This window comes from Amycolatopsis sp. cg9 (assembly GCF_041346945.1).
Taxonomy (GTDB): Bacteria; Actinomycetota; Actinomycetes; order Mycobacteriales; family Pseudonocardiaceae; genus Amycolatopsis.
Genome location: NZ_CP166850.1, coordinates 4,193,547 through 4,210,472 on the forward strand (window position 1 = coordinate 4,193,547; position 16,926 = coordinate 4,210,472).

Consider the following 16,926-nt stretch of genomic DNA (forward strand, 5'->3'; position numbering starts at 1 on the left):
GGCTCCGGCGCGGTGACCGCGGGCTCGTCACGTCCACACCCGGCGCGGGCTCGGGAGCTCGTAGAGCGCGCGGATCGGCACCTCGTCGAGCTGGTCGGCCGGGACGAAGTTGAAGATCGGGGTGTAGGCGCGCGGGTGGATGTGGAACGCCTTGAGGATGTGGAGCATCTGCCGCGCGGTCTCGTTCGACGCGTTGATCTCGTCCAGCACCACCACCCGGGCCGGTCGCTGGGACAGGTGGTCCAGCTGCCGCCCCCAGCCGGTACCGGCGGCGATCCGCCGGACGTCGGCCGGGCCGGCGCCGTCGGCCCGGATCAGCGCCTCCCGGGGCAGCGGCACGGCGACCATCCGGTCCTCCGCCCATGGCTGCATCCGGCGGACCAGCATCTGGACCGCGGGCTCTTCGGGACACGCGATCACGGCGCCCGGCGCCACTTCCCGCATGATCAGCTCCAGCTTGTGGGCCAGGCAGTCGCCGAACTTGTCGAAGATCTCGGTGAACGGCGGGAAGTGCCGCAGCCGCTTGGGAACGGGCGGCCCGTAGCTCTCGGTGTCCCAGCCGACGCTGGTGAGGATGTGCCACGCGTCGTACGAGCGGAGCTCCGCGAATTCGTCGCGGTACTTGTCGGTGTGGGGGAGCGCCAGCTTGCACTGGTCGCAGTGGTCCCGGGCCACGTGCTCGGCGGCGACCTGCTTGATGGCCTGCACCGCCGGGAGACCGTTCGCCTCGACGTGGCAGTCCCGGGACATGAACGCCGCGACCGAATACCGGTGCAGCCGGTAGCCCGCGTCCCGCGCCTGCCGGGCGACGGTGGTGTAGGTCGCCCCGGTGTTGATGAAGTCGACGAGGAACATGTAGGTCGTGTCGTCGTTCGCGCGCGGTATCTCCGCCGCGTCCATCGGCCACTTGATCCAGGGCACGGTGAGCCGGTCGGCGGTCGCGGTGACGGCTTGTTCCATCCACGGGTCGGTCTTCGCCGGGATGATGAGGGTCGTCCTCGCGGCGGCCTTGCCCGCGACGCTGGTGATCTTCTCCAGCAGCAGGTCCGCCAGCTCGGTCACCGCGCGCGAGCCGTCGAAGAAGAAGTGGCTGCAGTGCTGTTCGCTGATGTCGAAGTGCCCGATGCGGCGGATGACCTTGTCTTCGAAGTCCGGCCCGGGTCCCCCGTTGAGCTCGCGGTACTTGGCTTGGAAGAGCTTGCGCGACGGCGGTTCGAACCGGCGTGGCGCGCCTCGCCGTTCCAGGTCGCCCGCCTTGTTCATGACGACGACGGTGCCGGAGTCCGCCGGGAGGTCGATGATGGGGTTCCAGAACGGGCTGAACTCCGCGTTGGGGAAGCTGGGCAGCAGGATCACGCTGACCTGCTCGGCTCTCGTGGCGAACTTGGTGGCGCAGGAAGCCACCCAGTGCAGGAAGTTCTCACCGAGGTCCGCGTACCGGTTCCCCGAGCAGTCGATGATCTTGAGCTCCCGGTCCGCCGCCGACGTGGTGAAGCTGAGGATCTCCGTCGAGGGGAGGACCGAGTTCTGGATGTCGTCGGCCGGGACGTACCGCGTGAACTGCGCGGCCCGGCGCATCGAAACCGTCTTGACCAGCCGTTTCGCCAGCCACTCGTGGAAGTCGCGGCGTTTTTCGCCGACCGGTTCGGACACCAGGGTGCCGACGCGCACCACTTCCGTTTCGACTTGCCAGGGACCTCGCGGGCTACCGGGCATGGCGCAGGGGAAGGCGCACCGTCAGCAGGTTCCCGTGCAGGGGACGGCCGGTGAGCCGGGCGAGGTGCGCCCGGTACCTGCGGGTGCCGCGTTGCCGGCGAAGGCGGTTGCCGGCCAGGTTGAGCTGCTGGCACCCGGTCCGGATCTCGAGGGAGCCGCCGAACAGGTCCACGGCGCAGCGGTACAGCGCGTGCAGGCCGTAGCCGTGCGGGAACGCCCGGCGGGGCCCCGCGTCCGCGGTCCGGTGGGATATCCCGGGGAACAGGGCGGCCAGCAGGAGTTCCTCGTCCGCCGCCGTCGCGTCGGGTGTCCAGTTCGCGGGGTACTTCGACAGGCGTGGCTGCCAGCCCGAAGCTTCGACGGCGAAGGTGTCGTCGACGCCCGCGTCCGCGACCCGGAGGGACCGTTGCGCGGACAAGCCGGTCCGGAGCGCGCGGATCATGCTGTCGCCGTTGTCCCACACCGAAATGGTGAGCTCGGCCCGGCCGGAACCGGTGGGGGTCACCCACGAGCTGATCGTCACCACGTCCCCGCCCGGGTGCAGCACGGCGTTCGCCAGCAGTTCGTGGATCACGACGCGGGCGACCTCCGCCCCGTCGTGCGCGAGCGCCGAGTCGAGGAAGCTGAGCACGAGCGGGCCGCGCCAGCGGGACCGCTCGGTGGCGACGACCGAGGCGATCTGCGGCTCGGCTTGGAACGAATAGGTCACGAAACCGAAAAACCGTTCGTCGCGGAGCCGCTCGTAGGCGGTGCTCGAAGGGCGGCTGGGGGAGGGGCGCAACAGCCGCACGCGGTCGTGGATCGGCACGACATCGGCGCCCCAGATGAGTGATCGGAACTGCGGCCGCGACACCATCGCGGCCGCCGAGGGAAACGCGGATTCCAGGAGCAGTTCGGTCACCGCGGGATCCCGGGGCATCGAGATCCGGGTTTCGCGGCCGGTCGCGCTGCGTTCGTTGAGCACCGAAAGCAGGGTGGTCAGCCCGGCCATGTCGACCTGGGTCACATCGGCCAGGTCGAGGTCAAGGGGCTTCTCCCAGTCGATCGCGTTCAGCCGGGACACCTGCGCGGCGGCGGCCGCGGTGGTGATCGCGCCGGGGAGCAGGACCCGGAGCCATTCACCGGACGTGATCTCGACCGACATCGGCGTCCCCCTCGGCTGCGACGGCTGGCTCCGGAGTTTCAAATACTCCCCGGAGTTCCGGCCGACGAGAATCGATTCGACTGATTTGGGTGTTAACTGTCCAGAATCTGTCAACTCGATCGGGGTGAATGAATCACGAAAACCGTCAGGCCGGCTGGGCCAGCAGATCCACGGTCAGCGCCGCGGTCCAGCTGAACGAGCGGGTGCCGTGGCCTTCGCCGGTCAGTGGGTCGCAGTACTCCGCGAAGTCCGTGGCGGCCGCCGTGGTCAGCAGGTCCTCGCGCAGCCGGTCGGCCAGTGCGTGTTCGCCGTGGCCGAGGAGGCCGCGGTGGAGGAGCCAGCCGACGTTGGCCCACGACGGGCCGCGCCAGTAGCGGGCCGGGTCGAAGTCCGGGGCGGTCAGGTCGTAGCTCGGGACGCCGTGGACGCGGCCGAGGCCGAAGCGGGGGCCGGTCGCCGTGGCCAGGAGGGCCGGGGCGACCGCCAGGTCCGGCAGGACCAGCGGCAGCAGGCCCGCGCACGTGTGCTGCGGGGTCAGCGCGCCGGTGCGGACGTCGCGGGCGAAGAAGAACCCGTTGTCCCACAGGGTTTCCTGCAACGCCTTCGCGACGCGTGCCGCCGATTCGCGGTGGCGGGCGGCGGCCGCCGGGAGGGCGAGCTCGTCCGCGATCGTGGCCAGCGCCAGTTCGGCGTCGGCCAGCAGCGCGTTGAAGCCCGGGTCCTCCACGACGAACTCGCCGAAGTCCCGGTAGCCGCTGTCCCGGTAGTCCGCCGCGAGCCGGACGTACCGGCCGTAGTCCTCGTCGCTCGGGCGGTCGGCGGCGGTGCCGTGCGCCAGGTCGCGGCGGACGAACCCGGTCGACGGCGTGACGTGCGCCAGCGGGCCGTCCCACGCCGGGCTGTTGTCCATTCCGGACTCCCACGGGTGCACGATCGCGGCGAGCCCGCGCCCGCCCGCGTCGCGCGAACCCAGCAGGTATTCGTGCCAGGCCCGCAGTTTCGGGTACAGCGTGGCGAGGAACTCGCGGTCGGGCTCGGCTTCGTGCACCGCCAGCACCGCGCGCGCGTGCACCGGCGGCTGGATCAGCCCGGACGTCCGCCCGGCCCGCCAGAAACCGGGGCCCGGGAAGTACGCCTCGGGCGGGGTGTCCGGGTTGAAGAGGATGTGCGGGACGCGGCCGTCGCGCCACTGCGCGGAGAACAGCGTCAGCAGCTCGCGCCGCGCGCGCTCGGGCGCCAGGTGGCGCAGGCCGAACGCGATGAACGCGGAGTCCCAGCTCCACTGGTGCGGGTAGAGCCCGCGCGAGGGCACGGTCGACGAGCCGAGCCAGTTGCCGGCCAGCACGGTCGCGGCTCGTGTTACATCCATATGTCCAAGTTATCTCCAACTTGTGTATTGTCAATACACAAAAGTGCGGGAGGAGTCGGATGCCGACCAGTGCCGGCGAGCTGTTCCAGCTGGTCAAGACGGGGGAGGCGACCACGCGGAAGGCGCTGCTGACCCGCAGCGGACTGTCCCGCTCGACCCTGACCGCGCGTCTGGACCGGCTCCAAGCGGCCGGTCTGCTTGCCGAGGGCGGCCAGGAGGACTCCACCGGCGGCCGCCCGGCGCGGCAGCTGCGCTTCGACGACCAGCACGCCGTCGTCCTCGCCGCGAGCGTCGACACCACGCACGCCGAGGCCGCGGTCACCGACCTGGCGGGCCGGCGGCTGGCCCACCGCGCCGGCGAGCTGCGCGTCGCCGACGGCCCGGAACCGGTACTCGACCGGATCGCGGGGTGGTTCGACGCGCTGCTGGCCGAGGTCGGGCGGCCGGTGTGCGGCGTCGGCGTTTCGGTGCCGGGCCCGGTCGAACCCGGCCGCGCCCGCGTGACGCAGCCGCCGATCATGCCGGGCTGGGACGGCTACCCGATCGACGCGCGCCTCGGCACCCGGTTCGGAGCCCCGGTGCTGGTCGAGAACGACGCGAACCTGATGGCGCTGGGCGAGCACCGCGCCCGCTACCCGGACTCGGCCGCGCTGGTGGTGGTCAAGGTGTCCACCGGCATCGGCGCCGGCATCGTCATCGGCGGCGAGGTGTACCGCGGCATCGACGGCGGGGCGGGCGACATCGGCCACATCCGCCTGCCCGGCCACCCGGACGCCCGCTGCCTGTGCGGCTCGTTCGGCTGCCTGGCGGCCGTCGCCAGCGGGGGCGCCCTCGCCGCACGGCTGACCGAGCTGGGCTTGCCGACGACGTCGGGCTCGGGCGTCCGCGACCGGCTCGTGGCGGGCGACCCGGAAGCGGTCCGGCTCGCCGAAATCGCCGGCCGCCAGGTGGGGGAGGTCCTCGCGACGCTCGTGTGCGTGGTCAACCCGGGCGTGCTGGTGGTCGCCGGGGACCTCGCCGAACCGCATTTCGTCGCCGGTGTCCGCGAGGAGCTCTACCGCCGGGCCCTCCCGCGGGCGACGCAAAACCTGCGCGTGGAGATCGGCGGCCGCGGCGACGCGCTCGGCGGCGCCGTGGCGCTGGTCGTGGACACGGTGTTCTCCGTGGCCGAAGTGGACCGGAGGCTGGCCGCGGGCCGCTGACCACGGCCGAAGTGCCGTCACGGCGCGGACTGTCCCGAGTGGACGGACCACCCGACTTTAGTAGGTGGTGCGCGGCCGCCGCCCGTGGTCGGGAAAACGGACTTACCGCACACCGTGGAGCATTCCTCGCGTTTTCCGTCCGACAAATCGGATTTCCGCACCACGCCCATCAGGACGTGAATTCGCGACGAGATAACGGTTCCGCAAGCACTTCCCCGCGAGCGGAACACCGATCTAGTCTCACCCGGTGTTCCAAGGCCCGTTTTCCGGGGGCCGTTTCGAAGAGGGAGATTTCTGTGCGAAGAAGCTCCACCCTGCTCCTTTCGCTCGCGGTGGTGGGTGGCCTGACCGGCGCCCTGCCGGCGACGGCGTCCGCGCAGGGGCGTCAGGACATCCCGCAGTCGCACCCGTTGTGGGCGAACGCGCAGGCGAAGGTCGCCGACACGGCGCCCGCCGCGAAGCTGAGCTTCCGGGTCTACCTGAACCAGCGCGACAACGCCGGTGCCGAGGCGCTGGCCCAGGCCGTGTCCGATCCGGACAGCGGGACCTACCGCCAGTACCTCAGCCCCGACCAGGTCCGCGACCGGTTCGCCGCCAGCGACGCCACGGTCGACGCCGTCAAGTCCTGGCTGACCGGCAACGGCTTCAGCGTCGGCGAAATCCCGTCGAACCGCGCCTACGTCGAGGCCACCGGCACCGCCGGCCAGACGCAGCAGGCGTTCGACGTCAAGCTGGGCAAGTACAAGGTCAATGGCCAGACGCTCCGCGCCGCCGACAAGAACCTGTCGGTGCCGGCGAACCTGGCGAACGACGTCCTGGGCGTCGTCGGCGTGGACCAGGCGACCAACCTGTTCAAGCCGGACCACGCGACCGGTTCCGCGACGCCGGCCGACGTCCCGCCCGGCCCCGGCTTCCGCAACGCGCGGCCGTGCAGCGCCTACTACGGCGAGAAGATCGACACCACCGATCCCGCCTACAACGGCAAGCAGCTGCCGTACGCGCCCTGCGGCTACACCCCGGCGCAGCTGCGGTCGGCCTACGGCGTCGACAAGGTCGGCGCGGACGGCAAGGGCACCACGATCGCCATCATCGACGCGTTCGCCTCGCCGACCATCTACTCCGACGCGAGCACCTACGCGAAGAAGAACGACCCGCAGCACCCGCTGAAGCAGAGCCAGTTCTCGCAGCACGTCTTCCCGGTGAACCCCGAGCTGGAGCCGCCGGACCAGTGCGACGCGGCCGGCTGGTACGGCGAGGAAACCCTCGACGTCGAGGCCGCGCACGGGCTCGCGCCGGGCGCGAACATCCTCTACGTCGGCGGGTCCGACTGCCAGGACAACTCGCTCGACATCGCGCTGAACTACGTGGTCGCCGGCCACAAGGCCGACATCGTGTCGAACTCCTACGGCGACACCGGCGAGGACATCCCGGCCGACGAGGTCAAGGTGTTCAACCAGATCTCGCTGCAGGCGGTGCTCGAGGGCATCGGCGTCTACTTCTCCTCGGGTGACAACGGTGACGAGGTCGCGCGCCTCGGCACGCCGTCGCCGGACTTCTCCGCCTCGGCGCCGTGGATCACCGCGGTCGGCGGCACGTCCATCGCGATCGGCAAGGACGGCAAGCGGATCTTCGAGACCGGCTGGGAGACCAGCAAGTCGACGCTGACCAACGGCGTCTACGGTCCCGCCGCCTACACCAGCGGTTCCGGCGGCGGCACCAGCCGCCTGTTCGAGCAGCCCTTCTACCAGAAGGGTGTCGTGCCGGACGCGCTGTCCACGAAGAACCAGGTCGGTCACAAGAAGGGCCGCGTCGTCCCGGACATCTCCGCGATCGGCGACCCGAACACCGGCTTCCTGGTCGGCCAGACGCAGACCTTCCCGGACGGCGCCTACTACGACCAGTACCGGATCGGCGGCACGAGCCTCGCGTCGCCGGTGTTCGCCGGCATCATGGCGGTGGCCGACAGCTTCGACCACTTCCACCACGGCTTCATCAACCCCGTGATCTACAAGCTGACTTCGCGCACTTCGGCGATCAGCGACGTGAAGCACGTGGACGCCGCCGTGGAGCGCGTCGACTACGCGAACTCGGTCGACGCTTCGGACGGTCTGCTCACCTCGGTGCGCACGCTCGACTACCAGGGCCTGACCATCCACACCACCCCCGGCTACGACGACGTGACGGGTCTCGGTACGCCCAACGGGCTGCTGTTCCTGCTCCTCGTCTAGCAGTGCTCCGTGAAGGGCACCCCCATGGCCTCAAGAGCCGTGAGGGTGCCCTTCACGGCATTTCCACCAGGGGGATGACCGCGTGCACCGCGGTGCCGCCGTCGCCGCTCGAGACCATCAGCTCGCCGCCCAGGGCCTCGACCCGGTCGCGCAGGCCCGCCAGGCCGGTGCCGCCGTCCAGGGAGGCGCCGCCGACGCCCCGGTCGGTCACCTCGACCCGCAGTTCGGGGCCCTCGGTGGTGATCCGGACGCCGACGCGGTCGGTCTGCGCGTGCTTCAACGCGTTCGTCAGCGCCTCCGACGTCACGAAGTACGCCGTCGCCTCCACCGCCGCGTCGAGCCGGGGCACCGTGCCGACCGACAGCGCCACGTCCATCGGGCTGCGGTCGGCCAGCGACCGGACCGCCGCGACCAAGCCCGCTTCGGTGAGGATCGCCGGCCGGATGCCGCGGGCCAGCTCCCGCAGCTCGGTGATCGCCGTCTGCAGCTCGTCGACCGAGCCGCTGACCAGGGCGCGCACCTGCGGCGGCAGGCCGTCGCCGTAGCGGCGCCCGACCATCCGCAACAGCAGCACGACGCTCACCAGCCGCTGCTGGGCGCCGTCGTGCAGGTCGCGCTCCAGGCGGCGGCGCTCCTCGTCGCCGGCCGCGACCAGCCGCGCCCGCGACGCGCGGACCTCGGCCAGCCGGTGCTCCAGCTCCGCCGTGAGCCGCTGGTTGTCGAGCACCAGCCCGGCCGCGGCGTTGAGCGCGTCGATCGAGCGGCTGTCCTTCCAGACCTCGTCGTCCTGCACCAGCGCGGCGAGCCCGATGCCGTCGCGCTCCAGCAGCAGCCGGATCATCTCGGCGTTGCCGACGCGGGCGCGCAGCACCCCGACCAGGAACGCCAGCGGCCACAGGCAGAACAGGATCCGGTACGCCTGCAGGAGCGGCTGGGACAGCGGGTGCCCGTCGCCGAGCGCGGTGCCCGCGCCCGACGTGAGCGCGCCCAGCAGCGCGATGGTGATCACCGGCGACAGCAGGCGCCGCTGCGGCAGCCGCCCGGTCAGCCAGCGGTAGAGCAGCACGACGACCACGCCGGCGCTGATCGCCGTCGCGGCGAGCTCGAGCGCGCGGTCGGCGAAGGCGCCGCCGTCCGATCCGGGCCGGATCGCCAGCAGGTCGCGCGGGTCGTCGTCGGCCAGCAGCCCGACCACGCCCGAACCGAGCACCACCAGGTAGGCCGCGGCGACCAGCAGCCGTTCCCACCGCGACCGCAGCCTGCCGTGCGGGAACGCGAGCACGAGGTGCGCGATCACCGGGCTGGACGCGGCGCGCAGCGGAACGGCGATCGTGTACAGCAGCGGGTCCCGGGTGAACTGGAGGTCTTCGAGGAACAGCGCGACGCCGGCGAGCGCGATGAGCACGCCGATCGGGTTGGCCGGGCGCCGGACGTGCGCGACCGCGCCCGCGAGCAGGAAGAGGAAACCGGTCACGGTGCTGAGCGCGGTGTCGAGCGCGGAATGGGCGCCGTCGGCCACCTTCAGCGTCAGCGCGGTGACGCCGAGGGCCAGACCGGCGACCAGCAGGCCGGTCATCACGAGCGTCCGCGGGTGCTGCGCCACGCCCACCCCTCCCGGTGTGCTCCCGGACACGCAATCCGTCATTCGCCCGTTCGGGCTCTCGCGTTACACCGGGCGGCGGCGCCTTAGGGTGAGGCCCGGGGCGAACGGGAGGCAGGAAATGAGCGGACGTGGTCTGGACGCCGAGGTCTTCGGCGGGCGGATGCCCACCGGCGGCGGTGACCTGGCGATCGAAACCCACGGTATCGCGCCGGTCCCGGAGGGCAACCGGTTCGGTCGCCCGTGGCGGCTGTTCAGCGTGTGGTTCGCCCCCAACCTGACGATGACGGCGGTGTTCACCGGCACCCTCGCCGCGTCGCTCGGCCTCGGCTTCTGGACCGGGCTGGCCGCGATGCTCGCCGGCACCGTGCTCGGGTCGCTGCCGGTCGCCTACCTGTCCACCTGGGGCCCGCGCACCGGCACCGGCCAGCTGCCGCTGGCCCGGCTGCCGTTCGGCGGCGGCGTCGTCCTGCCCGGCCTGGTGCAGTGGCTCGGCTCGATCGCGTGGGACGCCCTGGTCGGGCTGTTCGGCGGCGAGGCGCTGGCCGAGCTGACCGGGCTGCCGTTCTGGGCGGCGGTGCTGATCGTGCTGGTGCTGCAGTGCGCGCTCGGCGTGTTCGGCTACGCGCTGATCCACCGCGTCCAGGCGGTGATGAGCGTGCTGCTGGTGCTCGCGTTCGCCGCGCTCGCCGTGAAGGTCCTTTCCGGGCACCCGATCGCGGCGGCGGACACGGCTTCCGGTGCCGACCTGGCCGGCGGCGTCGTCCTGTTCACGACGATCACGTTGTCGCTGGCGATCTCCTGGGCTCCGTACGCGTCGGACTTCAGCCGCTACCTGCCCGCGTCGACGTCGTCGCGCAGCGTCTTCTGGGCCACCTTGCTCGGTCTGGTCGTGTCGTACGCGATCGGCGAAGGCCTCGGGCTCGCGCTGGGGTCGTCGCTCGGCGACCACACGGCGTCCGGGATCGCCCAGCTGCTCGGCGGCGGGTTCCTGGGTGCGCTGGCGCTGGCGGTGATCGCGCTGGCGGCGGTGTCGTCGAATGCGATGAACGACTACAGCGGCTCGCTGGCGCTGCAGACCGTCGGCGTCCGGCTGCGCCGCCCGGTGTCGGCGGTGGTCGTGACGGTGCTGGCGTTCGCGCTGATCCTCTGGATGCACAGCGGCGACCTGTCCGCGAAGTTCGAGAACGTGCTGCTGTTCGTCAGCTACTGGATCCCGCCGTTCCTCGGCGTGGTCGTGCCGGACTGGCTCGCGCGCACCCGCGGCGGGCGCCGGGTGGACGTCCTGGCTTCGGTTCCGGTGCGGCCGTGGGCGGCGGTGGTGGCGTTCGTGCTCGGCTTCGCCGCGGCGGTGCCGTTCATGAACACGTCCCTCTACACCGGACCGATCGCGGCGGCGCTGCACGGCGCGGATCTCGCCTACTACGTCGGGCTCGTCGTTTCGCTGGTGGCGTACTCCTTGCTGCGCCGCCGGGTTGACCTCAAGTAATGTAGAGGTTTCACGATGGTGTGGTACCCCTCGGAGGAGGAACCATGCCAACCGCACTCGTGACCGGCGCTTCCGCCGGCTTGGGCCGCGCGCTCGCGACGGCCCTGGTGAGTCGCCGGTGGACGGTCGTCGGCGACGGCCGGGACGCGGCCGCGTTGTCCGCGGCCGCAACGGAAACCGGCTTCACCGCCATCCCCGGCGACGTCGCCGACCCGGCCCACCGCGCCCTGCTGGCCGACGCCTGTCCGTCGCTCGACCTGCTCGTCAACAACGCGAGCTCGCTGGGTGTCAGCCCGCTGCCGCCCCTTTCCGGCTATCCCGTGGCGGACCTGGAAAACGTCTACCGCGTCAACGTGTTCGCGCCGCTGGCGCTGACGCAGCTGCTCCTGCCCGCGCTGACCGCGGCGCGCGGGGTCGTGATCGACGTCAGCTCGGACGCGGCCGTCGAGCCGTACGAAGGCTGGGGCGGGTACGGCTCCGCCAAGGCCGCGCTCGATCAGCTGACGGCCGTCCTGGGCGTGGAACACCCGGACCTGTCCGTCTACGCGGTCGACCCGGGCGACCTGCGCACGGCGATGCACCAGCGCGCGTTCCCGGGCGAGGACATCTCGGACCGGCCGCTGCCGTCGTCGGCGGTCCCGGCGTTCCTGCGGCTGCTCGACGAGCGCCCGCCGAGCGGCCGCTACCGCGCGGCGGACCTCTTGGTGACCGCGTGAACATCCGGTTCGACCTGCCTGCGGAGTTGTCCGCGTCGGCGCCACCGGAGGCTCGAGGCCTGGCGCGGGACGAGGTCCGCCTGCTGGTCGCTTCGCCGTCAGGCGTCCACCACACGGTGTTTTCGGCGCTGGGCTCGTTCTTGTCCGCCGGCGACCTGCTGGTGGTGAACACGTCGGGGACGCTGCCCGCGGCGGTGGACGCGGTCCGGGCCGGACGCCCGGTGGTCGTCCACTTCGCTTCGCCTTCGGACGACGGCGGCTGGGTCGTGGAGCTGCGCGCCCCCGGCGGCCCGCTGCTCGACGGCCGTCTCGGCGAGGTCCTGGACCTGCCCGGCGGCGCGTCGCTGACGCTGCGGTCCCGGGTGACCGAGCGGCTGTGGCGCGCTTCGGTGGTGGTCGAGGGTTCGGTCCCGGGCTTCCTCGCCGCGGCGGGCCGCCCGATCCGCTACGGGTACGTCCCGGGCGAGTGGCCGTTGTCGGACTACCAGACGGTGTTCGCCCGCGAGCCGGGCAGCGCGGAGATGCCCTCGGCGTCCCGCCCGTTCACGACGGAACTGGTGACCCGCCTGGTGACGGACGGCGTGCTGTTCGCGCCGCTGCTGCTGCACACGGGGGTGTCGTCCCCGGAGGCGGACGAGCCACCCCAGCCGGAGCGTTTTCGAGTCCCGCCGACGACGGCGGCGCTGGTCTCGTGGGTCCGGTCGCGTGGCGGCCGGGTGATCGCGGTGGGCACGACAGCGGCCCGCGCCCTGGAGTCGGCCTACTCCGCCGGCGAAGTCCGCGCGGCGGAAGGCCGGACGGACCTGGTGCTGAGCCCGGACCACCCGGCCCGCCTGGTGGACGGCATCGTGACGGGCCTGCACGCCCCGGAGGCGTCCCACTTGCGGCTGCTGGAGTCGGTGGTCGGCCACGACCGCGTCCAGCGCGCTTACGACGCGGCGGTGGAGCGACGCTACCTGTGGCACGAGTTCGGCGACGTCTCGCTGCTACTGCGCCGCTGAGGATCAGCCGCCGGGGCGCGCTTCGTACCCGAAATCCAGTCCATCGGGAGCGAGGTCGACCAGCTTGGCGAGCACGGGCTCGGTGTTCCGGCCCCATCCCTTGCTCAGCAGCCAGGTCTGGTCGGCCTCGCGTAGCGGCGAATCGACGAACCAGCGGCCCAGTTTGCCCTTGACCTTGGGGTACTGAGCCACGAACTCGTCGGCGAGGTCGTCGTCGTCCGGTGTCCCCTCGATCCGAAAGAATCGGGCGCCGGGCAGGGCGCCGGCCAGCCGCGCGGCCGGCACACCAGCGGCGTGGAGTGCCGACACCAGTGCGAGTACCGCTTGGCGTTTCCGCAGCGGCTCGGTGGTGCCCTCGGGCGTGGTGATCGCGTACGGCGTCCAATCCCGGCCCTCACTGACCCGCGCGGCGCGGGCCTGCGTTTCCCGGCGCCGGAGCTGGACGGTCAGGTCGGCGGCTTCCGGGAGCGGGATGACCTGCTGCACGTCGAGGAGCAGGCGCTCACCCACCTTGTACGGGGTGAGCCGGACGCACTGGATGTCCAGGCCGTAGACCTCGTTCAACCACAGGACGGTCGTGGTGATCTCCCGGTCGAACCCGCCGGACACCAGCACCACACGTACTTCCCGGGTCAAGACGGCATCCTCGCCGCCGACGTCTTCGAGCCATTCGGCGAGCCGGGTGCGGGCGTCGTCGGCGGCGTCGGGCTCGACCTGGAGCAGGTACCGCTGGTAGGCCTCGCTGACGTCCTCGAAGGTGAGCGCGGAAACCATCGCGGCGTAGCGCAGAGCCTGGAGTTCGAGGTGGCCGCCGTCGGTGGTGCGTTTCAGCTCGATGACGACGGGCTTGCCCTCGCGGTCGATGCCGAGCAGGTCGATGCGCCGCCGGGCGCCGGCGAATTCGGCGAACTCTTCGCTGACGATGAGCACGTCTTCCGCCACGGTCTCGATCTGTGCCCTGAGCAGGCGCTGCAGATCAACGCGCTCGAGGACTTGCTCCGCCACGAAGGTGGACGACGGCACGGCTTCGAGCTTGTCGGCGGTCAGTTCGAAGAGCGGCATACTCGCCAGTTTCGCCGGGCGCCGGGCGTTCGGCCAGGGTATTGAGACCCTCCCACTGCAGCCGCTGGAAGTGCTATTCCTGGTCGATGAGCACGGACGAATACGGCCTCGGCCGACTGGAACGGCTGGCGAACCCTCGCGACGTCTGGAAGCACGAGGCCGCGAACTTCACGCCCTGGCTGGCCGAAAACATCGACGTACTCAGCGATGCCATCGGTTTGCCGCTCTCGGTGGTCGGGCAGGAGGTGCTCGTCGGCGATTTCCGCGTCGACATCCACGCGACCGATCCGGACGGCCGGAACGTCATCATCGAGAACCAGCTCGAGTCCAGCGACCACTCGCACCTCGGCCAGTTGCTCGTCTACGCCAGCGGTCTCGAAGCGGCCACCGCCATCTGGATCACGACGCGGCTGCGGGAGGAGCACCGGAGCGCGCTGGTCTGGCTCAACGAACGCACCGACGCCGACGTCCGCGCCTTCGGGATCGAGGTCGGCGTCGTCCACATCGGCACGTCCGTGCGCGCGCCGGTTCTCGACGTCGTCGTCAAACCCAATGACTGGGCGAAGGCGGCGAAAGAGACGTCCAAGGCGGTGGTTTCGCCGAAGAACCAGCAGCGCATGGCGTTCTTCGAAGACGTCTTCGACCTGATGGCCGTGAGCTATCCGGCGATCCGTGCACCGAAGACGCAAACGGCCAGTTGGTGCAGCTTCGCGTCGGGTCCCTTCGGCTACTACAGCCTCACCTTCACCAAACAGGGCTACCGGGTCGAGATCTACCTCGACACCGGGAGCAAGGAATCGAACAAGCAGGTTTTCGACGAGCTCCACGGCGAACGCCAGGTGCTGCAGCAGGCATTGGGTTTCGAATTGGACTGGGACCGGCTCGACAGCAACCGCAGCAGCCGCATCGCGACCTACCTGGACGGCTTCGACCTCGAAACCGCGGACGAGGCCGCCAGGCGGCAGGCGGTCAAGTGGAGCGTCGACCGGGCGACGGCGCTCCACCAGCAGTTCGACGGTCGGTTGCGTGAGCTGGCCAAGGTGGCGAAGGAACAGAGCACGAGCCAGGCCGACGGTGGCAGCCGATGACCCGCGGGGCGGGTGACGTGCCCTCCGGGGAGGCAACCGTGGGTGCAGTTGAGGTCGCACCCGGTTCGAGCGCTGAACAGCGGGCTGCGGAATTGCTGATGATCGAACGGGTGGCGGACGAGGTCGGAGTGGAGCTTCGACGACAGTCGATCACGTCTGCCGGCGTCCGGGTCGAGGTCGACGGTGCTGACGACGCTCGCACGGTGCTGGTCGAAGCTTGGGCGCACCAGGGCCCGCCCAAGTCCGCGCAACGGCACAAGGTGCTGGCTGACGCGTTCAAGCTCAGCTGGATCGCATCGACGCTGCCGGCGCACCCCAGGCTGATTTTGTGCTTCTCGGATGAAGCCGCTGCGAAGCCCTTTCTGACCGGTCGATCGTGGGTAGTCGAGGCATTGCGCGCACAGGGCATCGAGGTGTTCATCGCCGAACTCTCTCCGGAAGTCCGCGCCGGCATCGTGGCGGCGCAGCGCCGCCAGTACCGGTGAAGCCTGGTTGTCCACAGCCCGGGGGCCTGTGGACAACCAGGGGCTCAAGCGTTGGTCGCGTGCCGCCGTGAGCGCAGGAGGCCGGTCACCGACACCACCGCGATGCCCAGACCCACGCCGCTGACGATCGAAGCCACCAGGCTCGCCGTCGCCGTGGCCAGGCCGAACGTGCCGCCGATGTAGACCGGGATGCAGATCGCCACCGGTCCCCACACGCGCAGGGAGAACGCGCGGTCCGAAGCCAGCCACAGCACCAGCGCCACGGCGGCGCCCGTCGCGACCGGGATCGCCCAGACGACCAGGCTCGTCAGCGCGTCCATGCCGAGCGACCGGAGCCACTCGAAGGACGCCTGGCCCAGTCCGATGAACAGCACGACCAGCGCCACGCGGACGCCGGTGGCCCCGTGGCCCCGTCGGTGTGCGGTGCTCGTCATCTCTTCCCTCCCGGATCGGCCGTCATCGATACCACGTTCGGGTGACGGCCGCGGTTGCCCGCGTTACGGGATTTCTCCGAAGGGGCTTTTCTTCCCGGATGCCGGGACGAACAACGCGGTCCTCGCGTCCGGCCCGCTGAGCCCGCATGCTCTTGCGGCACCACGCTCCACCTGGTCGAACGGTCCCCGTTAGGGGCATGCGCCGCCGATGTCAAGGAATCTCACGAGAATTCCCGGGATGCGGATGGCTATGCGCCCTAGTGGGTGACCGTGCGAACCTCGCCCCGAACACCGATCCCGAAAGGCGACGCTGACGTGCGCACCCACCACAGAACCCGCTTCCTGGCCTCGGCGCTGGCCGCCCTGACCGCCGTGGGCGTGCTCGCCGGCTGCTCACGCGCGGACAGCAGCGCCGCGCCGGCCGCCAACCAGGGTGCCGCCGGGGAGGTCCGCGTCGGGTTCTTCCCGAACGTCACCCACGCGCCCGCGCTGATCGGCGCCAAAAAGGACTTCTTCAAGAACGAGCTCGGCTCGACCAAGCTCACCACCCAGACGTTCAACGCCGGCCCCGAAGAGGTCAACGCACTGCTCGGCGGCTCCCTCGACGTCGCTTTCATCGGTTCCGGCCCGGCGATCAACGCCTTCACCAAGTCCAAGGGCGCCATCCAGCTGATCTCCGGTGCCGTCTCGGGCGGCGCGCAGCTGGTCGTCAAGCCGGACATCACCAGCGTCGAGCAGCTCAAGGGCAAGAACATCGCGACGCCGCAGCTGGCCAACACCCAGGACGTCGCGCTCAAGAAGTTCCTGGCCGACAAGAAGCTGACCGACCAGGTCAAGATCACCAACCTCGACAACCCGAAGACGCTGGACGCCTTCAAGAAGGGCGAGGTCGACGGTGGCTGGCTGCCCGAGCCGTGGGCGTCCCGGCTGGTCCTCGACGCCGGCGCGAAGGTGCTCGTCGACGAGAAGACGCTGTGGCCCGGCGGCCGCTTCCCGAGCACCGTCGTCATCGTGCGCAGCGAGTTCCTGCAGCAGCACCCGGACACCGTCCGCGCGCTGCTCAAGGGCGAGCTGGCCGCGATCGACTGGGCGAAGGCCAACCCGGCGGAGGCGAAGACCGTGGTCAACGGCGCCCTCAAGGAGCTGGCCGGCAGTACCCTGAGCGCAGCGGTCCTGGACCGCGCGTTCTCCGGCATCGAGCTGACCACCGACCCCGTCGCCGCCGAATTCCCGCAGCTCGCGCAGGACTCGGTGACGGCAGGCGTGGTGAAGTCGGCGGTGGCGCTCAAGGGCTTTGCCGACTTCGGCCCGCTCAACGAGGTGCTGAAGGCCAAGAACCTGCCCGCCGTCGATGCTCCCGAACTGACCAAGTGATCCGGAGAGGCAGCCAGC

General features: G+C 70.8%; 14 protein-coding genes. 8 read left to right on the forward strand and 6 right to left on the reverse strand.

The window, feature by feature from the left end; all coding sequences use genetic code 11:
* Positions 1-27: 27 nt before the first annotated feature.
* From AB5J73_RS20165 to AB5J73_RS20175, 3 genes are all read right to left on the reverse strand, one after another.
* The gene (locus AB5J73_RS20165; protein ID WP_370971225.1) at positions 28-1,671 is read right to left on the reverse strand and encodes a hypothetical protein; all 1,644 of its coding nucleotides are present in this window, start codon (positions 1,669-1,671) and stop codon (positions 28-30) included.
* 34 nt (positions 1,672-1,705) lie between these two features.
* The gene (locus AB5J73_RS20170) at positions 1,706-2,860 is read right to left on the reverse strand and encodes a hypothetical protein (RefSeq protein ID WP_370971226.1); all 1,155 of its coding nucleotides are present in this window, start codon (positions 2,858-2,860) and stop codon (positions 1,706-1,708) included.
* A gap of 145 nt (positions 2,861-3,005) precedes the next feature.
* On the reverse strand, positions 3,006-4,229 hold the full coding sequence (locus tag AB5J73_RS20175) for an amylo-alpha-1,6-glucosidase (protein ID WP_370971227.1): 1,224 nt from the start codon (positions 4,227-4,229) through the stop codon (positions 3,006-3,008).
* 59 nt (positions 4,230-4,288) lie between these two features.
* On the opposite strand from AB5J73_RS20175, the gene AB5J73_RS20180 reads away from it, so the two are divergent.
* Positions 4,289-5,431, forward strand: coding sequence for an ROK family protein (locus AB5J73_RS20180; protein ID WP_370971228.1), 1,143 nt, complete (start codon positions 4,289-4,291; stop codon positions 5,429-5,431).
* A gap of 296 nt (positions 5,432-5,727) precedes the next feature.
* Complete coding sequence (locus AB5J73_RS20185) at positions 5,728-7,659, forward strand: protease pro-enzyme activation domain-containing protein (RefSeq protein ID WP_370971229.1); 1,932 nt, start codon at positions 5,728-5,730, stop codon at positions 7,657-7,659.
* A gap of 52 nt (positions 7,660-7,711) precedes the next feature.
* Here the strand turns inward: AB5J73_RS20185 and AB5J73_RS20190 are convergent, their stop codons facing one another.
* Complete coding sequence (locus AB5J73_RS20190) at positions 7,712-9,235, reverse strand: sensor histidine kinase (RefSeq protein ID WP_370973247.1); 1,524 nt, start codon at positions 9,233-9,235, stop codon at positions 7,712-7,714.
* 145 nt (positions 9,236-9,380) lie between these two features.
* On the opposite strand from AB5J73_RS20190, the gene AB5J73_RS20195 reads away from it, so the two are divergent.
* From AB5J73_RS20195 to AB5J73_RS20205, 3 genes are read left to right on the forward strand one after another with little or no spacing between them, the layout of a single operon-like run.
* Positions 9,381-10,748 carry a cytosine permease gene (locus AB5J73_RS20195; RefSeq protein WP_370971230.1) on the forward strand — a complete coding sequence of 456 codons (1,368 nt, stop codon included), beginning with the start codon at positions 9,381-9,383 and terminating at the stop codon, positions 10,746-10,748.
* Positions 10,749-10,792: 44 nt separating this feature from the next.
* A complete protein-coding gene (locus AB5J73_RS20200) occupies positions 10,793-11,464 on the forward strand; it encodes an SDR family NAD(P)-dependent oxidoreductase (protein ID WP_370971231.1) in 672 nt (223 codons plus the stop codon).
* On the forward strand, positions 11,461-12,465 hold the full coding sequence (locus AB5J73_RS20205; RefSeq protein ID WP_370971232.1) for an S-adenosylmethionine:tRNA ribosyltransferase-isomerase: 1,005 nt from the start codon (positions 11,461-11,463) through the stop codon (positions 12,463-12,465). Before AB5J73_RS20200 ends, AB5J73_RS20205 begins: the two co-directional genes overlap by 4 nt.
* Before the next feature lie 3 nt (positions 12,466-12,468).
* On the opposite strand, the gene AB5J73_RS20210 is transcribed toward AB5J73_RS20205, so the two are convergent.
* Positions 12,469-13,527 (reverse strand): hypothetical protein, encoded by a 1,059-nt coding sequence (locus AB5J73_RS20210; protein WP_370971233.1) that lies wholly within the window; start codon positions 13,525-13,527, stop codon positions 12,469-12,471.
* 86 nt (positions 13,528-13,613) lie between these two features.
* Between AB5J73_RS20210 and AB5J73_RS20215 the strand changes: the two genes are divergently transcribed.
* On the forward strand, positions 13,614-14,615 hold the full coding sequence (locus tag AB5J73_RS20215) for a DUF4268 domain-containing protein (protein ID WP_370971234.1): 1,002 nt from the start codon (positions 13,614-13,616) through the stop codon (positions 14,613-14,615).
* Positions 14,616-14,653: 38 nt separating this feature from the next.
* Positions 14,654-15,100: a hypothetical protein gene (locus AB5J73_RS20220; protein WP_370971235.1), complete on the forward strand. Its 447-nt coding sequence runs from the start codon at positions 14,654-14,656 to the stop codon at positions 15,098-15,100.
* 44 nt (positions 15,101-15,144) lie between these two features.
* On the opposite strand, the gene AB5J73_RS20225 is transcribed toward AB5J73_RS20220, so the two are convergent.
* Positions 15,145-15,534 (reverse strand): hypothetical protein, encoded by a 390-nt coding sequence (locus AB5J73_RS20225; RefSeq protein WP_370971236.1) that lies wholly within the window; start codon positions 15,532-15,534, stop codon positions 15,145-15,147.
* A gap of 315 nt (positions 15,535-15,849) precedes the next feature.
* Between AB5J73_RS20225 and AB5J73_RS20230 the strand changes: the two genes are divergently transcribed.
* Positions 15,850-16,908 carry an ABC transporter substrate-binding protein gene (locus AB5J73_RS20230; RefSeq protein WP_370971237.1) on the forward strand — a complete coding sequence of 353 codons (1,059 nt, stop codon included), beginning with the start codon at positions 15,850-15,852 and terminating at the stop codon, positions 16,906-16,908.
* The last annotated feature ends 18 nt before the right edge of the window (positions 16,909-16,926 follow it).